22 protein-coding genes, 1 tRNA gene and 1 rRNA gene are annotated in these 22,512 nt (G+C 36.9%); 17 read left to right on the top strand and 7 right to left on the bottom strand.

Annotation, left to right across the window (positions count from 1 at the left end; all coding sequences use genetic code 11):
• Positions 1 to 98: 98 nt before the first annotated feature.
• The 6 genes from rrf to tsaD all read left to right on the top strand — a co-directional run bounded on the left by rrf (position 99) and on the right by tsaD (position 3,519).
• Positions 99 to 214: ribosomal RNA gene (gene rrf, locus MHH85_RS22005) — 5S ribosomal RNA — on the top strand.
• 460 nt (positions 215 to 674) lie between these two features.
• Positions 675 to 751 (top strand) — tRNA-Asp (locus MHH85_RS22010).
• Positions 752 to 894: 143 nt separating this feature from the next.
• Entirely contained in the window at positions 895 to 1,347 is a 453-nt protein-coding gene (gene tsaE, locus MHH85_RS22015) for a tRNA (adenosine(37)-N6)-threonylcarbamoyltransferase complex ATPase subunit type 1 TsaE (RefSeq protein ID WP_053418966.1), read from the top strand.
• Complete coding sequence (tsaB, locus tag MHH85_RS22020) at positions 1,344 to 2,045, top strand: tRNA (adenosine(37)-N6)-threonylcarbamoyltransferase complex dimerization subunit type 1 TsaB (protein WP_340708509.1); 702 nt, start codon at positions 1,344 to 1,346, stop codon at positions 2,043 to 2,045. Before tsaE ends, tsaB begins: the two co-directional genes overlap by 4 nt.
• Positions 2,046 to 2,056: 11 nt before the next feature.
• Positions 2,057 to 2,500, top strand: coding sequence for a ribosomal protein S18-alanine N-acetyltransferase (rimI, locus tag MHH85_RS22025; RefSeq protein WP_340708544.1), 444 nt, complete (start codon positions 2,057 to 2,059; stop codon positions 2,498 to 2,500).
• Entirely contained in the window at positions 2,500 to 3,519 is a 1,020-nt protein-coding gene (tsaD, locus tag MHH85_RS22030) for a tRNA (adenosine(37)-N6)-threonylcarbamoyltransferase complex transferase subunit TsaD (protein ID WP_340708510.1), read from the top strand. Before rimI ends, tsaD begins: the two co-directional genes overlap by 1 nt.
• 377 nt (positions 3,520 to 3,896) lie before the next feature.
• Here tsaD and MHH85_RS22035 read toward each other — a convergent pair whose 3' ends face one another.
• The gene (locus MHH85_RS22035) at positions 3,897 to 5,837 is read right to left on the bottom strand and encodes an ABC-F family ATP-binding cassette domain-containing protein (RefSeq protein WP_340708511.1); all 1,941 of its coding nucleotides are present in this window, start codon (positions 5,835 to 5,837) and stop codon (positions 3,897 to 3,899) included.
• Between the two features lie 126 nt (positions 5,838 to 5,963).
• On the opposite strand from MHH85_RS22035, the gene MHH85_RS22040 reads away from it, so the two are divergent.
• The 3 genes from MHH85_RS22040 (at position 5,964) to tatC (ending at position 7,669) form a co-directional block, all read left to right on the top strand.
• Positions 5,964 to 6,602 carry a redox-sensing transcriptional repressor Rex gene (locus MHH85_RS22040; protein ID WP_340708512.1) on the top strand — a complete coding sequence of 213 codons (639 nt, stop codon included), beginning with the start codon at positions 5,964 to 5,966 and terminating at the stop codon, positions 6,600 to 6,602.
• An 81-nt stretch (positions 6,603 to 6,683) separates the two neighbouring features.
• Complete coding sequence (locus MHH85_RS22045; protein WP_053418963.1) at positions 6,684 to 6,878, top strand: twin-arginine translocase TatA/TatE family subunit; 195 nt, start codon at positions 6,684 to 6,686, stop codon at positions 6,876 to 6,878.
• A 17-nt stretch (positions 6,879 to 6,895) separates the two neighbouring features.
• Positions 6,896 to 7,669, top strand: coding sequence for a twin-arginine translocase subunit TatC (gene tatC / locus MHH85_RS22050; protein ID WP_340708513.1), 774 nt, complete (start codon positions 6,896 to 6,898; stop codon positions 7,667 to 7,669).
• A gap of 87 nt (positions 7,670 to 7,756) precedes the next feature.
• Here tatC and MHH85_RS22055 read toward each other — a convergent pair whose 3' ends face one another.
• The gene (locus MHH85_RS22055; RefSeq protein ID WP_227751938.1) at positions 7,757 to 8,467 is read right to left on the bottom strand and encodes a CPBP family intramembrane glutamic endopeptidase; all 711 of its coding nucleotides are present in this window, start codon (positions 8,465 to 8,467) and stop codon (positions 7,757 to 7,759) included.
• Positions 8,468 to 8,653: 186 nt separating this feature from the next.
• Here MHH85_RS22055 and groES point away from each other — a divergent pair, with 186 nt between their 5' ends.
• Complete coding sequence (gene groES / locus MHH85_RS22060) at positions 8,654 to 8,938, top strand: co-chaperone GroES (protein ID WP_038179465.1); 285 nt, start codon at positions 8,654 to 8,656, stop codon at positions 8,936 to 8,938.
• 37 nt (positions 8,939 to 8,975) lie between these two features.
• Entirely contained in the window at positions 8,976 to 10,601 is a 1,626-nt protein-coding gene (gene groL / locus MHH85_RS22065; protein ID WP_053418960.1) for a chaperonin GroEL, read from the top strand.
• Between the two features lie 343 nt (positions 10,602 to 10,944).
• Here groL and MHH85_RS22070 read toward each other — a convergent pair whose 3' ends face one another.
• Positions 10,945 to 11,262 (bottom strand): DNA alkylation repair protein, encoded by a 318-nt coding sequence (locus tag MHH85_RS22070; protein WP_340708514.1) that lies wholly within the window; start codon positions 11,260 to 11,262, stop codon positions 10,945 to 10,947.
• A gap of 362 nt (positions 11,263 to 11,624) precedes the next feature.
• On the opposite strand from MHH85_RS22070, the gene MHH85_RS22075 reads away from it, so the two are divergent.
• The gene (locus MHH85_RS22075) at positions 11,625 to 12,329 is read left to right on the top strand and encodes a class I SAM-dependent methyltransferase (protein WP_193737628.1); all 705 of its coding nucleotides are present in this window, start codon (positions 11,625 to 11,627) and stop codon (positions 12,327 to 12,329) included.
• Between the two features lie 37 nt (positions 12,330 to 12,366).
• Here the strand turns inward: MHH85_RS22075 and MHH85_RS22080 are convergent, their stop codons facing one another.
• Entirely contained in the window at positions 12,367 to 13,212 is an 846-nt protein-coding gene (locus MHH85_RS22080) for a DUF2268 domain-containing protein (RefSeq protein ID WP_340708515.1), read from the bottom strand.
• A gap of 182 nt (positions 13,213 to 13,394) precedes the next feature.
• On the opposite strand from MHH85_RS22080, the gene MHH85_RS22085 reads away from it, so the two are divergent.
• Complete coding sequence (locus MHH85_RS22085) at positions 13,395 to 13,646, top strand: hypothetical protein (protein WP_403983120.1); 252 nt, start codon at positions 13,395 to 13,397, stop codon at positions 13,644 to 13,646.
• 282 nt (positions 13,647 to 13,928) lie between these two features.
• Here MHH85_RS22085 and MHH85_RS22090 read toward each other — a convergent pair whose 3' ends face one another.
• Positions 13,929 to 15,326 carry an alanine/glycine:cation symporter family protein gene (locus MHH85_RS22090; RefSeq protein WP_193737625.1) on the bottom strand — a complete coding sequence of 466 codons (1,398 nt, stop codon included), beginning with the start codon at positions 15,324 to 15,326 and terminating at the stop codon, positions 13,929 to 13,931.
• A gap of 331 nt (positions 15,327 to 15,657) precedes the next feature.
• Between MHH85_RS22090 and MHH85_RS22095 the strand changes: the two genes are divergently transcribed.
• The 4 genes from MHH85_RS22095 to MHH85_RS22110 all read left to right on the top strand — a co-directional run bounded on the left by MHH85_RS22095 (position 15,658) and on the right by MHH85_RS22110 (position 19,327).
• On the top strand, positions 15,658 to 16,857 hold the full coding sequence (locus MHH85_RS22095; protein ID WP_340708517.1) for a phosphoenolpyruvate hydrolase family protein: 1,200 nt from the start codon (positions 15,658 to 15,660) through the stop codon (positions 16,855 to 16,857).
• Positions 16,858 to 16,970: 113 nt separating this feature from the next.
• The gene (locus MHH85_RS22100; RefSeq protein WP_340708518.1) at positions 16,971 to 18,179 is read left to right on the top strand and encodes a Tm-1-like ATP-binding domain-containing protein; all 1,209 of its coding nucleotides are present in this window, start codon (positions 16,971 to 16,973) and stop codon (positions 18,177 to 18,179) included.
• Between the two features lie 15 nt (positions 18,180 to 18,194).
• Positions 18,195 to 19,025 (top strand): phosphoenolpyruvate hydrolase family protein, encoded by an 831-nt coding sequence (locus MHH85_RS22105; protein ID WP_340708519.1) that lies wholly within the window; start codon positions 18,195 to 18,197, stop codon positions 19,023 to 19,025.
• Between the two features lie 137 nt (positions 19,026 to 19,162).
• Positions 19,163 to 19,327 (top strand): hypothetical protein, encoded by a 165-nt coding sequence (locus tag MHH85_RS22110; protein ID WP_340708520.1) that lies wholly within the window; start codon positions 19,163 to 19,165, stop codon positions 19,325 to 19,327.
• Between the two features lie 107 nt (positions 19,328 to 19,434).
• Here the strand turns inward: MHH85_RS22110 and MHH85_RS22115 are convergent, their stop codons facing one another.
• Together MHH85_RS22115 and MHH85_RS22120 are read right to left on the bottom strand one after the other, a co-directional pair.
• Complete coding sequence (locus MHH85_RS22115; RefSeq protein ID WP_053418952.1) at positions 19,435 to 20,151, bottom strand: 3-ketoacyl-ACP reductase; 717 nt, start codon at positions 20,149 to 20,151, stop codon at positions 19,435 to 19,437.
• 231 nt (positions 20,152 to 20,382) lie between these two features.
• Positions 20,383 to 22,374, bottom strand: a complete 1,992-nt coding sequence (locus MHH85_RS22120; RefSeq protein ID WP_340708521.1) for a catalase — start codon at positions 22,372 to 22,374, stop codon at positions 20,383 to 20,385.
• Positions 22,375 to 22,512: the final 138 nt, after the last annotated feature.

Below are 22,512 nucleotides of genomic sequence, written 5' to 3' on the forward strand. Positions count from 1 at the left end.
TAACTTCAATGTAATTTATCCAGTTTTGAGAGAACAAGTTCTCTATAAAAGATTTTCAAGACACAAGTAATACGATGTGTATTGGAAGTCGAATATAGTCTAGTGATGATGGCAAAGAGGTCACACCCGTTCCCATGCCGAACACGGAAGTTAAGCTCTTTAGCGCCGATGGTAGTTGGGGGTTTCCCCCTGTGAGAGTAGGACGTTGCTAGGCACATTAAAGCACAGCTGATTTAATCAGTTGTGCTTTTTTATTTTTTATAATGTAATGGTATATGAGAGTAATTTATCATTAAATGCGATTTTTATATTGTTATTAAATTCCGCTGGTTTTATTGCCTGAATCAGAGGAGCTTGTTTAGTAGTTTTATTCCTATGGCTAATATAAATGATGAGATGGTAAATATAGTGATCCCAATTTACTTGGCAAAGGAAATTCATTAGTTAAGAAAGTTTGAGACTTACAACTTATGGATATTCTTATTTAAAGAGAGTTAATGTAACTTCATTAATGAAACTATTAATGGTAGGTAGCTTAAAGTGTTAGAAATACTTGAATCATACAATATTAGCTGGATAAAGCGAAAATATTTTATATAAAAGTAGTTTTTTTTATGAAAAACTATTGCTAAAGCGTAGAATAGCTGATATAATAAATCTTGTCTTAAAGAAATGGTCCGGTAGTTCAGTTGGTTAGAATGCCTGCCTGTCACGCAGGAGGTCGCGGGTTCGAGTCCCGTCCGGACCGCCATTTACTTTTAAATTCAAATGTAAACACAGCTAATGTAGCTGTGTTATTTTTTTATGTCTAAAAATTTTTAGCCCGTTCACTTTGAACATTTGCGATGCTTTAGGTAAACTATAGTTAATGTAAGTTTGAGAGGATAAGGTCGAATGACAATGGAGATATTGGTTAATTCATTAGAAGAAACAAAAAGTCTTGCTTTGAAACTGGCTGATTTGCTGGAAGCACAGGATACGATTACACTTGAAGGAGATCTTGGTGCAGGTAAGACAACTTTTACACAGTCTTTGGCTAAGGGATTGGGAATTACACGTACAGTGAATAGCCCAACCTTTACAATATTAAAGCAATATGAAGGTAGGTTGCCATTCAATCATTTAGATGTCTATCGACTAGCTGATAGCGATGAAGATTTGGGCTGGGATGAGTTGTTTTTCGGTGATGCCGTGTCTGTAATAGAATGGGCTCATCTAATTGAACAAGATCTACCTGCTGAACGTCTAGGGATTGAAATACATCGAATAGATGAGAATAAAAGACGATTTTTATTGAAACCAATCGGAAAGCGTTATGAACGATTGTGTGAGGAGTTAATGAAATGATTTGGTTAGGAATAGATACATCGAATTACCCGTTAGCTGTAGCCATTGTAAAAGATGGTCAAGTTGTAGCGGAGGAAGTAGCGAATATTAAATTAAATCATTCAATCGGGGCTATGCCAGCGATTGAGCGATTGTTTGAAAGAACAAAGATGAAACCAGCTGAAATTGATGCAATTGCAGTCGGTGAGGGTCCTGGTTCTTATACTGGTGTGCGTATTGGTGTTACGATTGCTAAGACACTTGCTTGGACACTGAAAAAGCCACTAGTTGGTATTTCTAGCTTAAAGCTTTTAGCAGCAAATGCAGCACTCTATAATGGAGTTGTATGCTCTATTATCGATGCGAGAAGACAAAATGTCTATGCAGGTGCATATAATATGACTGCAGGTCTAACGTCAGTAGTTGAGGATGGGCATTATAGCTTGCAAGGCTTACTTGAAAAATTAAAGGAATTAAATGTACCGGTAATGTTCGTTGGGCATGACGTGGATTTATTTTGGGAATCAATTCTAGCCCAATTAGGAAACCATGCGGTACGTGCACCTTTTACTTTAGATCTGCCTAGTGCCAGTCAGCTTATACAATTGGCTTCACAACAAGAATTGCCTGATATTGAAGCTGTACATTCATTTGTACCTCAATATCGTCGTTTAGCAGAGGCTGAGGCAAATTGGATAAAAGAACAGAAAGGTCAGTAATAGGTGAAACGATGATTACTTATCGAGAGATGACAGTGGCGGATGTACCAGCAGTGCATGCAATTGAAGTTGAAGTATTTCCTTCACCGTGGACGATGGATTCTTTTTATCATGAAATGACTACCAATACACAAGCTACCTATGTTGTTGCTGTGGACGGCACAGAGCAGATTATAGGGTTTTGTGGCATGTGGATTGTATTAGATGAAAGTCAAATTACAAATGTGGCAGTAACGGCATCTGCTAGGGGTTTAGGAATAGGTGAAGGGCTAATGCGTGAAGCAATTCGTATCGCTCGTGAACGGGCAGTTGTCGTCATGAGTTTAGAAGTACGTGTTACAAATAAAGTTGCCCAAAATCTTTATCGTAAACTTGGCTTTCAAGATGGAGGTATCCGTAAAGGATACTATACAGATAATCAAGAGGACGCTCTTGTCATGTGGGTGAATTTATAATGGAAAATCGATATATATTAGGAATCGAAAGTAGTTGTGATGAAACAGCAGCTTCTATTGTCAAAAATGGGTGTGAAATAGTGTCAAATGTAGTGGCATCTCAAATTGAGAGTCATAAACGTTTTGGTGGTGTTGTACCAGAAATTGCTTCAAGACACCATGTAGAGCAAGTGACACTTGTGATTGAAGAGGCATTAGCGCAGGCGAATATGAAGCCTGAGGATTTGGATGCGGTAGCTGTTACTGAGGGGCCTGGGTTAGTTGGTGCACTTTTAATCGGTATTAATGCGGCGAAGGCTTTTGCATTTGCTAATGGCCTTCCATTAATAGGCGTGCATCATATTGCAGGGCATATATATGCGAATGCTTTAATGCAGCCGATGGAATTCCCTTTACTTGCTCTAGTCGTATCTGGTGGACATACAGAACTTGTTTTTATGAAGGAGCATGGCTCATTTGAATTGATCGGAGAAACACGTGATGATGCTGCTGGTGAGGCTTATGATAAGGTAGCTCGTGTATTGAATATTCAATATCCAGGTGGCCCGCACATTGATCGTATGGCGCATGAGAGTGATGAAGCAGTTAAATTTCCTAGAGTTTGGCTGGAAGAGGATTCATATGATTTCAGTTTTAGTGGTTTAAAATCTGCAGTAATTAACTATAAGCATAATGCCGAGCAACGAGGCATTGAAGTGAATCCATTGCATGTTGCCAAAGGGTTCCAAGATAGTGTTGTAGAAGTATTAACAGCTAAAACATTACGAGCAACGCGTCAGTTCAATGTGAAGCAAGTAATTGCAGCTGGAGGTGTTTCTGCCAATAAAGGTCTGCGTAAATCATTAGAAGAAACATTTGCTAATGAAGGTATTCCTTTTTATGTGCCTCCACTTAAGCTATGTACAGATAATGCTGCGATGATTGCTGCTGCCGGTACATTTATGTTTGAAGCTGGAAAACGTAGCGATATGGGAATGAATGGACGCCCAGGTATGGAATTAGTATCTTGGCATAAATAATATCACTACTATTTTCTAAAACTAAATTGTGTATGGGAAAAGATTACTTTCGTCAGAAAGTGATCTTTTTTTCATAAAATGGGAACACAGGTCGAAAAATGCGAACATCCGTACTTATGCACAATCTGTGGATAAGTTGTGGATAAAGTGTGTGTTTTCAATATATAGTATTGTCTTTTACACAACAAAATGTGTATAAAATAAATTTATACTGTGAATAGTGTGTATAACTATGTTAATACACTGGGAATAAAGGATTTATAATGTGTATAACCCAGTGGATAAAAAATGCGTAAATTTTCTTCTTGACCTATATATGGGACATGAATTGTTCTTATACGACAAAAACCGCGTGCTCATCGACACGCGGTTTTCTTTTAAAACATTTCAAGTTGTTCGTTTAGTTCTAGCCATTCCATTTCAGCTGTTTCATGCTCTTGTTTGGTTTCATCTAGCTGTTGTTGAAGGGCCATTACTTTTTCGTGATCAGGAAAGATTTCTGGATCGCACAGTTGCTCTTCTATGAAACGGATTTGCTCTTCATAGTTTGCCATACTATCTTCAATCTCTTCAATTCGTCGACGAATTTGGCGTTCTTTCTTTTTGGCTTCCTTATCGATTTTTCCATTTGTAGTCACTTTCTCTGGAGCTTGCTCTTTTGGGAGAGGCATTGCAGCGAGTTTTTCAGCTGCTAATTCTTCAAGCTCTTTTTTCTTCTCTAAAAAATAATCATAATCACCTAAATATTCAAAGCTTCCATCCGCTGATAAATCAATAACTTTTGTAGCAATACGATTAATGAAATAACGGTCATGCGAAACAAATAGTAATGTGCCTGGGTAATCGATGAGCGCATTTTCCAATATTTCTTTACTATCTAAGTCTAAATGGTTCGTCGGTTCATCAAGAATAAGGAAATTACATTTTTGAAGCATTAGTTTCGCGAGTGCGAGACGTGCCTTTTCCCCACCCGATAAATCTTGTACGATTTTACTAACATCATCACCAGAGAATAGGAAACGACCTAGCACTGTGCGAATGTCTTTTTCGTTCATCAATGGCCATTCATCCCAGAGCTCTTTTAAAACAGTTTTGTTGCTTGTAAGTTTCGCTTGCTCTTGGTCATAATAACCGATTTGAATATTCGTACCATAATGAATGTCTCCTGCAAGTACAGGTTTGTCCTTCACAATGGTTTTTAGCAGTGTAGATTTACCAACACCATTTGGTCCAACAAGCGCGATGCGATCTTCGCGGAAAATACGCATATTAATATGTTGGGATACTAATTTTCCTTCATAGCCTATCGCCACATCATTCACTGCAAGTACATCATTACCACTTTGTCGGTCGATGCCAAAGGTAAATGTTGCTGATTTTTCATCGCCATCAGGTGAATCCATCCAATCCGTTTTCTCTAGTACTTTACGTCGGCTTTGAGCCATTTTTGTCGTTGAAGCTCGAGCAATATTTTTTTGGATAAAGACTTCTAATTTTGCTTTTTCATCTTGTTGCTTTTCGAATAGTTTCATATCACGTTCATAGTTTTTCGCTTTCTCATCTAAGTAGCGACTATAGTTACCTGTGAACTTTGTGACATAATGACGAGAAACTTCGTACACAATAGATACAACTTGGTCCAAGAAATAGCGGTCATGTGATACGATTAAAATAGCCCCGTCATAATTTTTTAAATAGTTTTCAAGCCAGCTTAATGTTTCAATGTCTAGATGGTTAGTAGGTTCGTCCAAGATTAGCAAATCAGGTTTAGTTAAAAGAAGCTTTGCAAGGGCAAGACGCGTACGCTGTCCACCAGAAAGGGCAGAAATATACTTATCATAATCAGCTGGATAGAATTGCATACCATGCAGAACGGAGCGTGTATCGGCTTCGTATTGATAGCCACCTTGCTCTTTGAAGTCATGCTGTAACTGATCGTACTCAGCCATTACCTTAGCATAAGTTTCTGCATCCTCATAAACAGCTGGATCAGCCATTTTATGCTCTAAGTTTCGTAACTGCTGTTCTTGTTTTTTTATTGGTTCGAAAATAGTCATCATCTCTTCCCATATAGTTAGAGAAGATTCTAAACCAGCATGCTGTTCTAAATATCCTAGGCGAACATCTTTTGGCATTATGATATCACCAGAATCATAAGAAAGCTGACCCGCTATAATTTTCAGTAATGTAGATTTACCAGCGCCGTTACGGCCAACAAGTGCAACACGATCTCGATGCTGTACTTCTAGCTTAACGCCGCTTAAAATTTCGTCCGCAATGTAAGATTTATATAATTGATTGACTTGTAAAACAATCATTTTAGACACCTCAGTTCAATCTTAGTTTATCGGATTGCGCAGTAGGGTGCAATGAGATAACTTTACAGGATCACAATCGTCATGTAATATTGAAACGATTTCGGATTGATTGCAGGAGGAAACTGTGTGAAACACGAATCAACTAAAATTCCACAAGCTACGACAAAAAGGCTTCCTCTCTATTATCGATTTATTCAAAACTTCGCTAAAGCAGGGCAGGAACGCGTCTCTTCAAAAGAATTAAGTGAAGCGATGAAAATTGATTCTGCGACCATTCGTAGAGACTTTTCTCATTTTGGAGCGCTTGGCAAAAAGGGCTACGGCTACGACGTCCAGAAAATGCTGGCGTTTTTTAGAAATATTTTAGACCAAGATGAGCGTATGAATGTAGCACTAATAGGAGTAGGGAATTTAGGAAATGCCTTTTTGAAATATAACTTTCAAAAGAATCATAATACGAAAATTGTCGTTGCATTTGATACAAAAGCTCCACTAGAAGGTAAAATGATAAGTGGTATACCTGTTTATCATCCAGATGCTTTAGAGGAGAAGTTTGTTGAGTACGGAGCAGAGCTTCCTATCTTAACAGTACCGTCACGATCTGCTCAGATGATGACAGATCGTCTAGTGAAGATGAATGTCAGAGGTATATTAAACTTCACACCAATTAGAATATCAGTACCGGATTCAATCCGGGTGCATACGATTGACTTATCTATCGAGTTACAAACGCTCATATATTTCATGCGAAATGATGAAGAATAACTCGAAATATTCACATAAATAAAATAGCATAATTTATCGAAATGAGTTAAAATAATAGCATATTATGAGGAGGTGTCTGTTATGGGAATTGGCCCAGGGAGTGCTATTATCATTGGGATTGTAGCCCTACTTATTTTCGGACCGAAGAAATTACCTGAGCTTGGAAAAGCAATGGGTTCTACTCTCCGCGAATTCAAAAACGCTACTAAAGGTTTAGCTGATGATGAAGATGAATCAAAAAAAGTCATCGAAACTAAAAAAGTAGAAGAAAAATAAGTTAGGATGTTAGTTGGATGAACAATAATGAACTAACGATTATCGAACATATAGAAGAATTAAGAAAACGGTTATACATTGTTGCCGTTTTCTTTGTTATTAGTGTGGTTGGTAGCTTTTTCTTAGCAGAACCGTTAATCCACTTTTTACAATTTAATAGTGAAGAAGCACAACAATTACAATTGCATTCATTTAAAGTAACAGATCCAGTCAAAGTCTATTTCCAAGTTATTTTCATTTTATCTGTTATCATAACATCACCTATTATTTTGTATCAGATTTGGTCATTTATCAGTCCGGGTTTATATGAAAAAGAACGTAGAGTAACATTGAGCTATATTCCTTATAGTGTGTTACTTTTCTTAGGCGGAGTAGTATTTTCTTACGAAGTATTATTCCCATATATTATTAAGTTTATGATGCAAATGTCTGTGGAATTAGATGTTCAGCAAACGATTGGAATCAATGAATACTTCCAATTTTTAATGCAAATCACTTTACCTTTCGGAGTAATATTCCAATTGCCAATAGTGGTTTTATTCCTAACACGTTTAGGTATAATCACACCAATGATGTTGGCTAAAGTACGGAAATACGCGTACTTTATCTTACTAGTCATTGCTGCTATCATTACACCGCCAGATATTATGTCTCACATGTTTGTAACATTACCACTATGTATTTTATATGAGATTAGTATCCTTATTTCCCGCGCAGGCTACCGCAAGTACTTAAGAGCGGAACAGCAACGCCAGATTGAATTAGCAAATAACCCTTCGACTGATGAATAATCAGTGGAAGGGTTTTTTTATGAGAAATATACATTATATAAAATACAGAAAAAAAACCTACTCAACAAAAGAGTAGGCTTGGCAATCTTACTGTCCTAAGAACCTCATAAGATCATCTTGATAAAGTTGAACTAAAGTCACAAAGCCGTTTAGCATCATATGTGCAATAATCGATGTAATAATGCGTTGTGTTTTATAATATAAAAACGCGAATATAAAGCCCGAAATCGCATAAAGTATGATGTGTGAAAAGTCGAAGTGGATAACGGCAAAGACAATTGCACTCACAGCAGCAGCGATAAAGAAATTAGTTTTTCGGAAAATTGAACCGAAAATAACACGACGGAAGATAAATTCCTCTAAAATTGGTCCAAATACTACGATACCTATAATAGCTACTGGAGCCACATCTGCAATTTCAATTAAATTGGCTGTATTTTCTGAGCCAGTTTTTATACCTAGACCTTGTTCGATGAGAGCACCGACTGTTTGGCCAAAGAATACGAGGAAGAAGCCAATTATACCCCAGCCGATTGACATAGGGATAGAAGCTTTTTCACCTTTAAAAACATGCCAAAAACCTTTGTCTCGCTTTACGAGAATAAGTGAAACGATTAGAGCGGTACCCATACTGAGGAATATCCACCAACCTTGTGTCATAAGTATAGCTGTCTTAAAACTAAGGTCAGGATTCATTTTCTGTATGAGCTTGAGAAGCGGTTTCAAAAAAAGAATAGATGATAGTTGCATAATAATGTAGACAATCAAAACAAAAAATGCGGTTTTCTTTGATTTCAAATTTAAAATCCTCTCTTAAAAAAGGTGTTATCTCTATTGTAGAATACTCGCTTTCGAAAACAAAATAATTTATGCTTCTTACTTGCAAAAAAAGATGGAATTCTTTATTATAAGAATTGTGTTAGCACTCATGACTTAAGAGTGCTAATAAAATATAAATTCCACATTTCTAGGAGGTTGTTTCACTTGTTAAGACCATTAGGTGATCGCATTATTATCGAATTAGTCGAAGTAGAAGAAAAAACAGCATTCGGCATCGTTCTTCCAGACTCTGCAAAAGAGAAACCTCAGGAAGGTAACGTTATCGCAGTAGGTACTGGCTTCTTGACTGACAGTGGTACAACTGTTCCACTTAACGTAAAAGAAGGAGACCGCGTTATCTACTCTCAATACGCTGGTACAGAAGTAAAATATGAAGGTAAAGAATATTTAATTTTACGCGAAAGCGATATTTTGGCTATTATCGGCTAATAACTGAAACTAAAAACTATTTAGGGGGTACGCATCAATGGCAAAAGATATTAAATTTAGTGAAGAAGCACGCAGCTTAATGCTTCGCGGTGTAGATAAATTAGCAGACGCTGTTAAAGTAACATTAGGACCTAAAGGGCGTAACGTAGTTCTAGAAAAAACTTTCGGCTCACCACTAATCACAAACGATGGTGTAACGATCGCAAAAGAGATCGAGTTAGAAGATCCTTACGAAAACATGGGTGCAAAACTTGTATCTGAAGTTGCTTCTAAAACTAACGAAATCGCTGGTGACGGTACTACTACTGCAACAGTTCTTGCGCAAGCAATGATCCGTGAAGGATTGAAAAACGTTACAGCTGGTGCTAACCCAGTTGGTATTCGTAAAGGTATCGACAAAGCAGTTGCTACAGCTATTACTGAACTACAAACTATTTCTAAACCAGTTGAAAACAAAGAAGCTATCGCTCAAGTAGCGGCTATCTCTGCAGCTGACGAAGAAGTAGGCGAACTAATCGCAGAAGCTATGGAACGCGTTGGTAACGACGGCGTTATTACTATCGAAGAGTCAAAAGGCTTCACTACTGAACTTGATGTAGTAGAGGGTATGCAATTCGATCGTGGTTATGCATCTCATTACATGGTGACTGATACAGATAAAATGGAAGCTGTCCTAGACAACCCATACATCTTAATTACTGACAAGAAAATCGCTAACATCCAAGAAATATTACCAGTACTTGAACAAGTTGTTCAACAAGGTAAACCACTTTTAATCATTGCTGAAGATGTAGAAGGCGAAGCACTTGCTACATTAGTAGTGAACAAACTTCGTGGTACATTCAATGCAGTAGCAGTAAAAGCTCCTGGATTCGGTGACCGTCGTAAAGCTTTATTAGAAGATATCGCAATCTTAACTGGTGGACAAGTAATCACTGAAGATATTGGGTTAGATCTTAAACAAACTTCAATCGATATGCTTGGTCGCGCAGCGAAAGTTGTTGTAACTAAAGACCACACTACAGTAGTAGAAGGCGCTGGTGAAATCGCTTCAATCGAAGCTCGCGTAGGCCAAATTCGTGCACAATACGAAGAATCTACTTCTGAATTCGATAAAGAAAAACTACAAGAACGCCTTGCTAAATTAGCTGGTGGTGTAGCAGTAATCAAAGTTGGTGCTGCAACTGAAACAGAACTTAAAGAACGTAAACTACGCATTGAAGATGCTCTAAACTCAACTCGCGCAGCAGTACAAGAAGGTATTGTAGCTGGTGGTGGTGTTGCATTAGTAAGTATCTACAACAAAGTGGCAGAAGTTGCAGAAGCACACGAAGGTGACGTAGCAACTGGTGTTAAAATTGTTCTGCGTGCTCTTGAAGAACCAGTTCGTCAAATCGCTAACAACGCAGGTCTTGAAGGCTCAATCATCGTAGACCGCCTGAAACGCGAAGAAAACGGCATTGGTTTCAACGCAGCAAACGGCGAATGGGTGAATATGATCGACGCTGGTATCGTAGATCCAACTAAAGTAACTCGTTCAGCACTACAAAACGCAGCATCTGTAGCAGCTCTATTCTTAACTACAGAAGCAGTTGTAGCAAACATTAAAGAAGCAGCAGCTCCTGCAATGCCTGATATGGGCGGCATGGGCGGCATGATGTAATAAGCCGCTGCAACCCTTGATATATAAGGGTTTGTATGTAAGGTGAAAGTGAATTGCTAACATAGAGGATAATAATAGAGGCTTCTCATTAGTTGTGTAAACTTTTGGGAAGCTTCTTTTTTATTTCTTTGGTTATTTAATAGCGGTGTATTTTTTGCGTAATGAAAAACCATTATATACAAGCTCGTGATTGATTACTTATATATAATGGAATAATTTTAATGATTAACAATTGGGCGAACTTGTTGGATTTAATAATAAGATGGAATTCTTAATTGTAATGTTTGCCTCGACTAAGCATTTGAAGAATTTCTTCACCGCAGCTATCATCTTTCTGAGAAATCTAAGGCTGATCGAACTGATTTTGTGTAAACTGTTCACTAGGAGTGACTGCTACTTGCAATGGCGAAGTTCCCTCTCCAAATTTTAAGCGTTTAGCAGTAGCGATAAAGCTTTGCTCGTCTTCTATTAAACCACAAGCTCCACAATGAACACGCCTCCCGCTTCCATTGTATTGTATTTGCAGTTGTTCAGGATTATCATACTGTTGGATAATTTCCCCACTCTGTGGATCTAATTTTACATATGCAGGAGTCTGTTCAATAATAGCAAAGCGAGTACGGTTAGTTTGACATTGTGGGCATAAATACGGTTGACTCATAATTTTAACTCATCCTTTCTTTTGGATTCCATAGTATCTTCCTACAAGAGCTTATCATTTATTCAAAAATGTGAACCTCACTCAAAAAAATTCCTTTTTGAAAAAGGTTGAAATTTCTAAACCGAAAATAAGCAGTGGAATACTGTCTCAATTCTTCTATATTTACTATCAACAATCCTGAACGCTTAACAATGTAGTAGAAATATAATCAAAAGCAACCCTGCAATTACTGCAAGGTTGCTTTTTTTGTATCAAAAATTATTTACTATGAAGTAATATTTTCGTTAAGTGCTTACTCTATACATCTACATATCTAAAGAGCAAGCATACTATAACCTTATAATAAATAGGAGGGATATCCTGTGTCTAACGCTTACTTAGACTTATTAGCTTACTTTGGAATTGGTGGTGCACATCCTGGTGGGTTTAATCTAACCCAAACTATATTGGAAGACGCAAATATTAAGCTAAGTGAATCTGTACTGGATGTAGGTTGTGGTACAGGGCAGACATCAGCTTTCTTGGCAAAACGATTTAATTGCCAAGTTACTGCAATAGATAAGCATCCAATTATGATAGCAAAAGCAGTGGAACGATTTAAAAACGATCCAGCCTCAGTTAAAGTAATGGAAGGGGACGCGGAATGTTTGAATTTTGAGGATAACTCCTTCGATTTCATCATCGCTGAATCTGTTATCGTGTTTACGGATATTGAAAAGACTTTACATGAACTTGCTAGAGTTATGAAAAGTGATGGAAGGATAATTCTTCTTGAAATGACAGCAGAAAAGAACCTGTCGAAAGAATTACAGAGGACTGTATGCAACTTATATGGTATCAAAGAAATTTTGAATGAAAAAGAGTGGCGGGCAAAGCTTCAACAAGCTGGATTTACGCGTATTGAAATAATCGATACACCTTCTGAACTTAGTCCAAGTGAAGTAGATGATATTAATCAATCGGATAACATAAAAAAAGAGCTCTTTGATTTATTGGAAGAGCATAACGAATTAATAACTCATTATCGTCATTTCATAGGTTATCGCGCCTTTAAATGCTATTTCTAATTTAACTTAAAAAAGATTGGAAAGGGCTTTTTTACAGTTACTCATCAATTGCAAATTTGGAACCTGCAATTATTTCGTCAGAGGATTTATAATATAACTCGCCTTTTTTAAAGGGACCGTGCTTTTTTTGATAACTATCAACAATCTGAAACCCTAGATGATAACCAATCCATTTTGGAAGTGGGCCTCTAGCTTTACCATATAAAAAAGGGTAATGATTATTTATGTCTTGCACATTTAAAGAAGGTATAAAGCGTCGTTTCCATATAGCGGAAGCGTCTTCAAATGAATAGAGATTAACCCAAGGACCAAGCCATTTCTCACCATACAAATCTTTTACTGCATATTCTCCAAGACCTTCAATGATGAGTGAATCTTTTAACGTGATTTTATTGGAAGCCAAATCTAAATGTTTTATTCGACAAACATGGTTATATTCATGGGCTAATAAAGCCTTTAGTTCTGTTAGTGGAAGATCGACAGATACAAATAAAAATAATGATCCACTATAGGCCACACCGTTTTTATTTGGTGTTTGTTTTCCTAACTTCATATTTGCGTTTTTTATAGGGAAAATATAAATTGAAACTTTTGGACCCTTCCATAATCTCCGTAAATACTGATATTCTTGCTCAACAATCTGCCAAACTTTTTGATCTTCTAACTTCTTCAATGTGCTCTTTAAATTGGTCCATTCATATGGCTCAAAAAGTCCATAATTCTGAAGTTCATACTGCCAGACTTCTGGAGTGGATTTAGGCTTTAACCCTTCAAGCGGTCCGCATAGTGTCTCACATTGTATGTAAGATGCATCTTTACCCGACTGCTCTTCACATAGTTCAATAAACTCATAAAGCCAAGGCTGTGTTTTTATCACTGACATATATCTCATCCTTTTAATTTTGATGTCTTTTATTATATGTTTAAGACTCTTCATTGATTTTGAAAAATATAAATAGCGACTAATCCTTTATTCACTAGACGATTGTCCATTACAGTAATTTATCACTCCCATATACTAGCAGAGCATACTTGTATGTAAATAATTATGGGAGGAGGATGGAGATGAGCATATATGATCAATGTTGTAATCACCATGGGAAAACAGTGAGAATTACTTGTCACAATGGTAGAGTCCATGTTGGGAGAATTACTAGAGTTGAGAGAGATATGGTCTGGATTCAACCAGCTGGCGGTCTAGGTGGATTTGGTTTAGGATTCTTTGGAGGCGGTTTTGGGTTTGGATTCGGAACTGGATTTGGTATAGCTCTTGGTGCAATTGCTGGGATCGCATTAGTTTCAGCATTCTTCTGGTAAAACATATTCTATCTTACTCAAACCAATTACACTATTTAACAAGCATAGTTTAACTTCCATTAATCGATCTCTTGTAAATTAAAAAGGGAAATGGGGCAAATACTTGCTTTGGCTGAATGACATAGCCATAAAATGGGGAGCAAATTGAACTGCACTTAATTGTTAGGAGTAAACTGGCAATTGACGATGCAGTTTTTTGTACTCGAGAACCCCTTATTTGCTCCATAAAATATGATATTTTTCCATAAAAAAACGTGCAGGCAAATGCTGCACGTTTTTTTCTTATCTATCTTCTTCTTCCCAACATTCCGTATTTTTTAATCCCGGAATTGATTTTGCATAAAATGATGGGTTTTTACCTTGTTTGCGTTGTTTAGTAAAGTCATCTAATACACGGAAAGCCACTTTTCCTAGTAAGATAATAATGATAATATTTAACATCGCCATTAGCCCCATAAATAAATCAGCTAAGTTCCAAACAAGTGATACATGAGCTACAGACCCGAACATGACCATTCCTAAAACTACTAAACGATAACCAGTTAACCATCCTTTATGTGCGTTCATAAATTCGATGTTTGTTTCACCGTAATAGTAATTGCCCACAATCGAACTAAATGCGAAGAAAATAATCGCAATTGCTATAAAATATGGAGCCCAACTTCCTACATGTACAGCGAAGGAATTTTGAGTTAGGACGATTCCGTCATCTGGACCTGTTGAATATAGACCTGCCAAAATAATTATGAAAGCAGTGGCAGAACAAATAACAATTGTATCAAAGAATACGCCTAGGCTTTGAACAAGACCTTGTTTTGCAGGATGTGAAGTACTTGCAGTAGCAGCTGCATTTGGTACACTACCCATACCAGCTTCATTTGAAAATAAGCCTCGACGTACACCTTGCATAATCGCAGCCCCTATAGCTCCTCCAGCAGCTTCTTTCAAGCCGAATGCCTCAGATAATATTAAGCTGAAGACTGAAGGGATTTCAGAAATATTAGTCACGACAACGTAAAGAGCAATGAATAGATAGAAGATGGCCATAACGGGTACAATTACTTGTGTAACTTTCACAATTCTATGTACGCCACCAAAAATAATCATAGCTGTTAACACAACTAATACGATTCCAATGATATAAGGCTGGATATTAAATGCTTCTCCAACTGAAGTAGCAATCGTATTGGATTGTACTGCATTGAAGATAAAACCGAAGCTTAAAGTTAAAAGAATACTAAAGACTATTGCCAGTTTACGTTGGCCTAGCGCTTTTTCCATGTAGTAAGCAGGACCACCGCGGAAAGAGTTACCATCTCTTACTTTGTAAACCTGTGCAAGTGTACTTTCAATAAACGCGGTAGCCATTCCGATAATGGCGATAATCCACATCCAGAATATAGCTCCAGGTCCACCGACCCCGATAGCTAGTGCTACTCCTGTAATATTTCCTGTACCTACACGAGAAGCTGTACTAATAGTAAAAGCCTGGAACGCTGAAACGCCCTCGTCCTTTTCCTTTTTCTCCATTATTAAACGGAACATTTCGCCAAACATACGAAATTGTACAAACTTTGTCCCAATCGTAAAATACAAGCCAGCACCTAGTAGTAATACGATTAATATATATGTCCATAAAACATTATTTGTTTCATCAACTATATTCGAAATCCATTCCATTTATCTGCCTCCTTTATTGCATACCTTTAAGTTTATAACATTTTTTAATAAACAATCAACTTAAAAGGGAAAATTAGTACGGTTAGTCACTGACTTAATTTTTTTACTTGAAGAATAATATTAAAGTCATAAAGAAAGTTCAGATGATTTTGATTACCAAATAATCTTTTTAATATTGCTTAATCCAGAGTTATGATTCTTGATAATTTGTTTTGTTTTTCTTCATATTTAAATAGACGTTTAATTTCTATAGCGTCATAATGTGTTTGCTGTAATTTGATTTATCACCAATGCTATACTTTGAATAATTGTTTGTTAGGTGGTGTTAGAGGTGAATGTAAAGGAACATGTTTTAAAAAGTTTAGAAGAACAGCTTCAATTGCACGGCCATCTCATTGGAGTGGCAGCAGGTTCTGGGATGACGGCTAAGTATGCAGAAGTTGGAGGTGCAGATTTTATATTGGCTTTGAGTTCAGGTCGATTTCGTCAAATGGGAGTAAGTTCTCTAGGAGGCTTTTTAGCTTACGACAATAGCAATGATCTTGTTATGAGCTATGCATCAAAAGAGTTGATACCTATTGTTAACAATATTCCCGTAATCTTTGGATTGCAGGCAACAGATCCTACAATCGAGTTGGCTGAAAAACTAAATGAAATTGAGAGAGCAGGATTTGCTGGTATTAATAATTTCCCGAGTGTGGGTTTAATAGATGGCCAATTTCGAGAAGCGTTAGAGGAAAATGGGATGAGTTATGCACGTGAAGTGGATGCTATTGCGATGGCGAATAAGAGAGGGCTATTTACTGTTGCATTTGTGTTTAATGCGGAACAGGCAGAGCAAATGATGGAAGCAGGGGCAGCTGTTATTTGCGTACATTTGGGACTAACAGTAGGTGGTTCTCTTGGAGCTAAGAAGATTTTATCATTGCAACATGCAAAGAATCTTGCTATGGAAATATTTGAACGTTGTGAGCAATTTAATAGGCCGGTTATACATATGATATATGGTGGTCCCGTGAATAAACCAATAGATGTTCAATTTATGTATGACGGTACGTCTATTATGGGCTATATTGGGGGCTCTTCTATAGAACGTATACCAACTGAACAAACAGTTACGCAAATTACAAAGTCTTTTAAGAAATCGGATGATTTCCATTATGATGAGTTAATAGAGAAGATTATTGATGGGATGGGGAGTCAAAGAGACTATATTGAATTTGTGAAGAAATATATTCATCTCCATTATATGGACCAAATTCAGTTACGTGATATTGCCAAAATGTTGAGTTTATCAAGTTCGTATTTAAGTACACTATTTAAATCTGAAGTAGGTATGGCTTTTACACAATATCTAATTGAATTTCGATTGAATAGAGCTATTGATATATTAAAAAAACAGTCTTTACCATTAACGAATGTGGCTGAAATGGTAGGTTATCCAAACTATGCACAATTTAGCGTTATCTTTAAAAAGTATAGAGGCGTTTCTCCAAAAGAATTTATAGAATCTAATATAAACAAAAGATAATGAAATATAAACAGATTCATTTTACCTGTATAAGTTAGTATATTAATAATAAGAAATTTTGAAAGCGTTTTCTTTGTTGTTATTTATAGATTTATTAAAAGGGAGAGATGAACTTGAAGACAATCGCTTTGACAGGTACTTTCGATACTAAAGGACAAGAGTTTCTATTTGTAAAAGAACTTATTGAATCTTTAGGTATGAAAACATTGACAATTCATACGGGAGTATTTGATTCTCAATTTAAACCAGATGTGAATAATGATGAGGTTGTAGGTATTGTTGGAGAAGATATTATAGCAATTCAAGATAAAAAGGATCGAGCACATGCTACTGCTGTTTTATCAAAAGGCATGGAACAACTGATTCCAAAACTCTATGCTGAAGGTAAATTTGATGGCATTCTATCGTTCGGTGGTACAGGTGGTACATCCATTGCGACGCCAGGCATGCGTAAATTACCAATAGGTGTTCCTAAATTGATGGTATCTACTGTAGCTTCTGGTAACACTGAGCCATATGTTGGTACAAGCGATATTGTGATGATGCCATCTGTTGTAGATGTTGCAGGGCTAAATGTTATTTCTACTCGTATTTTTACAAATGCAGTATTTGCGATTGTAGGGATGCTTCACTTTAAGCATGATTTGAAAGTTGAAAAGAAACCGCTAGTAGCAGCTACCATGTTTGGTTTAACAACTCCTTGTGTGAATTTTGCTAAGAAATATATGGAGGATAGGGGATATGAAGTACTGATATTCCATGCTACTGGTGTAGGTGGACGTACAATGGAACAGTTAATCGAAACTGGTTTTATAGATGGCGTATTAGACTTCACCACTACTGAATGGGCAGATGAATTAGTTGGCGGTGTTTTAGCTGCTGGACCAAGTCGTTTAGAAGCAGCGGCTAAAAAGGGTATCCCACAAGTTGTTTCTTTAGGGGCTCTTGATATGGTGAACTTCGGAACATTTGATTCTGTTCCAGGGAAATTTGCAGGACGCAATTTTTACAAACATAATCCTACGGTTACATTAATGCGGACAAATGAAGAAGAAAATAACAAAATTGGTGAAGTAATTGCTGAAAAGTTAAATATGGCAAATAAAGATACTGTATTAATGCTTCCGCTGAAAGGATTGTCTGGTCTTGATGTAGAAGGACAGTCTTTCTATGGTCCTGAAGAAAACGCTGCATTATTTACTGCATTGCGTAATAACTTAGACAATCCAATAGTTGAAATTGTTGAAATGGATATAGATATTAATGCACAAGCATTTGCAGAACAAGCAGCTGAGCGCTTAATAGCAATGATGAAAAAATAAAGAGGAGTGACAAACATGATCCAATTAAATAGAAAAGAAATTTTAGCACGTTTTACTGATGAAATTGCCAATGGGAACATCTTATTAGGTGTAGGAGCAGGTACAGGTATTACTGCGAAAAGTAGTGAGGCAGGCGGCGCTGATATGCTAATTGTATATAACTCAGGTCGTTACCGCATGGCTGGCCGTGGGTCACTTGCAGGATTGTTATCTTATGGAGATGCAAACCAAATCGTTGTAGAAATGGGTAATGAAGTATTACCAGTAGTCAAAGATACACCAGTATTAGCAGGAGTGAATGGTACTGACCCATTCCGTGTAATGGATGTCTTTTTAAAACAATTAAAAGAACAAGGTTTCAGCGGTGTTCAAAACTTCCCAACAGTTGGTTTAATAGATGGTGTATTCCGTCAAAACCTTGAAGAAACGGGAATGGGTTATGGACTTGAAGTAGAAATGATTCGTAAAGCACATGAATTAGATATGTTAACAACACCTTATGTATTTGATGAAGAACAAGCGAAGCAAATGGCTGAAGCAGGTGCAGATATCTTAGTTGCTCACATGGGATTGACGACAAAAGGAACAATTGGTGCACATACTGCATTATCATTAGATGACTGTGTGGAACGAATCCAAAAAATTATTGAAGCAGGTCGTGCTATCAATCCAGATATTTTAGTTATTTGCCATGGTGGACCAATCGCAGACCCAGCAGACGCTGAATATGTGATTAACAAAGTGGACGGTATTTGTGGTTTCTTCGGTGCTTCAAGTATAGAGCGTTTCGCTGCAGAAAAAGGAATAAGAGAACAATCAGAAGCGTTCAAAAATATTCGTTCATAAACTACTCTTGCTCAAAATGAAAATCTAAAGCAACCTTGCAGATACTTAGTAAGGTTGCTTTTACATATCGACTATTATTTCTGCATAATCCATTTTTCTGTGGAAAGACTATATTTACAGAAAGGATGAGTGTTTAGATGGAAGAAAATAAATACGCACAACTTAATCATGAACAATTGAGAGAAATTAATGAAATGGAAGAGAAATTGGGTGTAACTCTGATTGCCTACGATACATCTACAACTCAAACTAATAGCTCAGCATCCCTTAACGCTGTATCTTCTGAAATAAATCCGTCTTAGAATTCCGCTACTAATGGGCAGTGATTAGTAAGAGTATAAGCTGAAAATCAAAAGAAACTCCTCATCTTATGAAAAAGGTGAGGAGTTTCTCTTTTTTATACAAACACTTATGGATTTGTTGACCATAAACCGGCTGATTTTAGAAGAACTCTTGGGTGCAATTTAAGTTGGGCAACCATAAAGTCTGCAATATCTTCTGGCTGCATTACTTTATCTGGATTGCCATCAGTTAAATTCAATTCGACTGCCATATCAGTAGCAACAGTGCTTGGTGTTAAAGTGCTAACGCGAATATTGTGTTTTCTTACTTCAAGCATTAATGATTCACTTAGAGCAATAACAGCAGCTTTTGAAGCACTGTATGCACTAGTTACAGGTGCCCCTTTTTGACCAGCTGTTGAAGAGATATTAATGATATCACCAGTTTTACGTTCAATCATTTCTGGAAGAACTGCACGTGTTATGTAATATACGCCCATGACATTTACTTGGATGATTTTCGCCCACTCTTCTGGATCAAGTTCAAGGAAGTTGCCAAATTTAGAAATACCAGCGCTGTTTACTAAAATATCAATAGCGCCAAGTTCCCCACGGATTTTTTCAACTGCAGCATTTGCTTCATCGATATTCGATACATCACCAGTTGCAATGGCTACCTTCACTCCATATTCTTTTAGTTCAGCCACTACATTTTCTAAATTTTCAAGAGTTCGGCCGATTAAGCCAATGTTAATACCTTCTTTTGCGAAAGCAATTGCTGTAGAACGGCCAATTCCGCGTCCTCCACCAGTTATAAGCGCTGTTTTACCATTAATATTTTGCATGTGAATCTCTCCTTATATTGTCTAGCATTATTATAGTTCGAAATTTAATATTCATACATAGGGTAACCCGAATATGAAAAAAAGTATAATAATTAGCTTAAAGTTTAAGGGCATTTTAATTATATGAAAATAGAAAATTAGTGAAAAAACTCATCTACTTTAATTTAATAAAGTAGATGAGGTGAATTCTTTATATAAAATAACTTAATACTAACTCCAAGATGTTTGAATTTATTCACGTGACCAATGACGATGTTTAGCTAGGGCTTTTACAAATGCTTGTGGATTTTTCTCCACACCAACAGCTTCAGTTAATGGAGAGATGAATGGTACTGCTGTATCGGTATAACCGATTGTTTTAAAATGGTCATAACTTTGTTCTATGAAATAGCTTGCCTGTTTTTGAGTTTTCTCATCTTTATAAGGAGTAGTAACGTATACGCCATCATATAGGACAGAATCAACTGTTGAGAAAGTTTGGTCGACTTCTCGGTTGTAAAGGGTACCTTGCTTTTCTGCTATAAGTTCTGTCACGATACCAGCATCTTCTAATGTGGTAAGAACTTGATCTATATCAGATGTGGAATTGAAGGATACTAGAACAGCTACTTTTCGACTTACGCTACTTTCAACGGCATTCTGTTCTTGGCTAACAGCGGGTGATGTTTGATCCGTTTTTACAACTTCAACATCTTTTGGTGGTAAAACGCCGACATTATTGGCAATTTCTAAAGAGAGATTTGTATCTACTTGAGCAAACATATCAACTATCTGTTTTCGAATAGCTTTGTTTTTTACTTTTCCAAGTTCAAAACTAAAAGCATTGATGATATGTTGTTTTTCTACATCTGTCATGCTAAGCCAAAACATTCTTGCCTGAGAGAAGTGATCCTCAAAACTCTCACTACGTGCACGAATTTTATAGCCATCTATTTTTTCTTCATAGGGTGAATATCCACCCTCCTCTTCTGGGACAGGGGTAGGGGTGTTATTAGCAAGTGAATTTTTGTGATAGCTTACTTGTCCAACATTAATTGTTTGGCGTCCATAACCATCACGCTGATTATTATGGAAAGGGCAAATGGGACGGTTGATAGGTAATTCATGGAAGTTTGGACCACCAAGGCGAATTAATTGAGTATCTGTGTAAGAGAAAAGTCTCCCCTGTAACAGTGGATCGTTTGAAAAATCAATTCCTGGTACAACATGTCCAACGTGGAATGCAACTTGTTCTGTTTCTGAAAAAAAGTTGTCGACATTTTTGTTTAATGTCATTTTGCCAAGAATACGAACAGGAACCTCTTCTTCTGGCCAAATTTTAGTAGGATCTAATACATCAAAATCATATTTAAATTCATCTTCTTGAGGAATTAGTTGAACTCCTAATTCGTATTCAGGGTAGTTACCTTGCTCTATAGCTTCCCATAAATCGCGTCGATGGAAATCAGGATCCTTTCCAGCTATTTTTTGCGCTTCGTCCCAAACGAGTGATTTTACTCCTAATACAGGTTTCCAGTGGAATTTAACGAAATGTGCTTTGCCTTCTTCATTAATGAATCGATATGTGTTTACGCCAAAGCCTTCCATCATACGAAAGCTTCGAGGGATAGAACGATCGGACATATGCCACATCGTCATATGGGCTGATTCTTGATTATTTGCGATGAAATCCCAAAAAGTATCATGTGCGCTCTGTGCTTGAGGAATTTCATTGTTTGGTTCTGGCTTAACAGCGTGTATAAAATCGGGGAATTTAATAGCGTCTTGAATAAAGAAGACAGGAATATTATTGCCTACTAAATCATAGTTTCCTTCTTCAGTATAAAACTTCGTAGCAAATCCGCGTGCATCTCGGACTGTATCGGCAGAACCTCTGGAACCTGCTACTGATGAAAAACGAACAAAAACTGGTGTCGTTGTACCTGTTCCATTTAAGAATTTTGCTTTCGTAATGTCACGTGCACATTCATAGGTTTCAAAGATACCATGAGCAGCTGAACCACGAGCATGAACCACTCTTTCTGGAATACGTTCATGGTCAAAATGTGTCATTTTTTCACGTAAATGGAAATCCTCTAGCAAAGTAGGACCTCGTTTTCCTGCTTTTAAAGAATGTTCATCTTCTGTGACTTTTAATCCTTGATTTGTTGTTAATGCATGACCTTCATCTGCTACTCGGTACTGTTCTAGCTGTTTTTGTTTTTCACTTTTTCGTATTGTCATGTTCATATCCTCCTTTTAGTCTCATACAATACGCTACCCTTCTAAAAATCCATTAAACATACATTTTAATAGAGTATTTTCTGTTAGGGATTTGTAGATTAGGGTACGTATGCATGAGAATAATCATGATATGGATAT

Source organism: Viridibacillus sp. FSL E2-0187 (assembly GCF_038006425.1).
GTDB lineage: Bacteria > Bacillota > Bacilli > Bacillales_A > Planococcaceae > Viridibacillus > Viridibacillus arvi.

What these genes read in the sequence shown, in the direction of transcription:
- tsaB (WP_340708509.1), top strand. Translation starts at nt 1,344, where the DNA reads ATGATTTGGTTAGGAATAGATACATCGAATTACCCGTTAGCTGTAGCC.
- MHH85_RS22080 (WP_340708515.1), bottom strand. Translation starts at nt 13,212, where the DNA reads ATGTCAGTGATAAAAACACAGCCTTGGCTTTATGAGTTTATTGAACTA.
- MHH85_RS22070 (WP_340708514.1), bottom strand. Translation starts at nt 11,262, where the DNA reads ATGAGTCAACCGTATTTATGCCCACAATGTCAAACTAACCGTACTCGC.
- MHH85_RS22110 (WP_340708520.1), top strand. Translation starts at nt 19,163, where the DNA reads ATGGAAGAAAATAAATACGCACAACTTAATCATGAACAATTGAGAGAA.
- MHH85_RS22090 (WP_193737625.1), bottom strand. Translation starts at nt 15,326, where the DNA reads ATGGAATGGATTTCGAATATAGTTGATGAAACAAATAATGTTTTATGG.
- MHH85_RS22085 (WP_403983120.1), top strand. Translation starts at nt 13,395, where the DNA reads ATGAGCATATATGATCAATGTTGTAATCACCATGGGAAAACAGTGAGA.
- tsaD (WP_340708510.1), top strand. Translation starts at nt 2,500, where the DNA reads ATGGAAAATCGATATATATTAGGAATCGAAAGTAGTTGTGATGAAACA.
- MHH85_RS22105 (WP_340708519.1), top strand. Translation starts at nt 18,195, where the DNA reads ATGATCCAATTAAATAGAAAAGAAATTTTAGCACGTTTTACTGATGAA.
- MHH85_RS22115 (WP_053418952.1), bottom strand. Translation starts at nt 20,151, where the DNA reads ATGCAAAATATTAATGGTAAAACAGCGCTTATAACTGGTGGAGGACGC.
- tatC (WP_340708513.1), top strand. Translation starts at nt 6,896, where the DNA reads ATGAACAATAATGAACTAACGATTATCGAACATATAGAAGAATTAAGA.
- rimI (WP_340708544.1), top strand. Translation starts at nt 2,057, where the DNA reads ATGATTACTTATCGAGAGATGACAGTGGCGGATGTACCAGCAGTGCAT.
- MHH85_RS22035 (WP_340708511.1), bottom strand. Translation starts at nt 5,837, where the DNA reads ATGATTGTTTTACAAGTCAATCAATTATATAAATCTTACATTGCGGAC.
- tsaE (WP_053418966.1), top strand. Translation starts at nt 895, where the DNA reads ATGACAATGGAGATATTGGTTAATTCATTAGAAGAAACAAAAAGTCTT.
- MHH85_RS22120 (WP_340708521.1), bottom strand. Translation starts at nt 22,374, where the DNA reads ATGACAATACGAAAAAGTGAAAAACAAAAACAGCTAGAACAGTACCGA.
- groL (WP_053418960.1), top strand. Translation starts at nt 8,976, where the DNA reads ATGGCAAAAGATATTAAATTTAGTGAAGAAGCACGCAGCTTAATGCTT.
- MHH85_RS22045 (WP_053418963.1), top strand. Translation starts at nt 6,684, where the DNA reads ATGGGAATTGGCCCAGGGAGTGCTATTATCATTGGGATTGTAGCCCTA.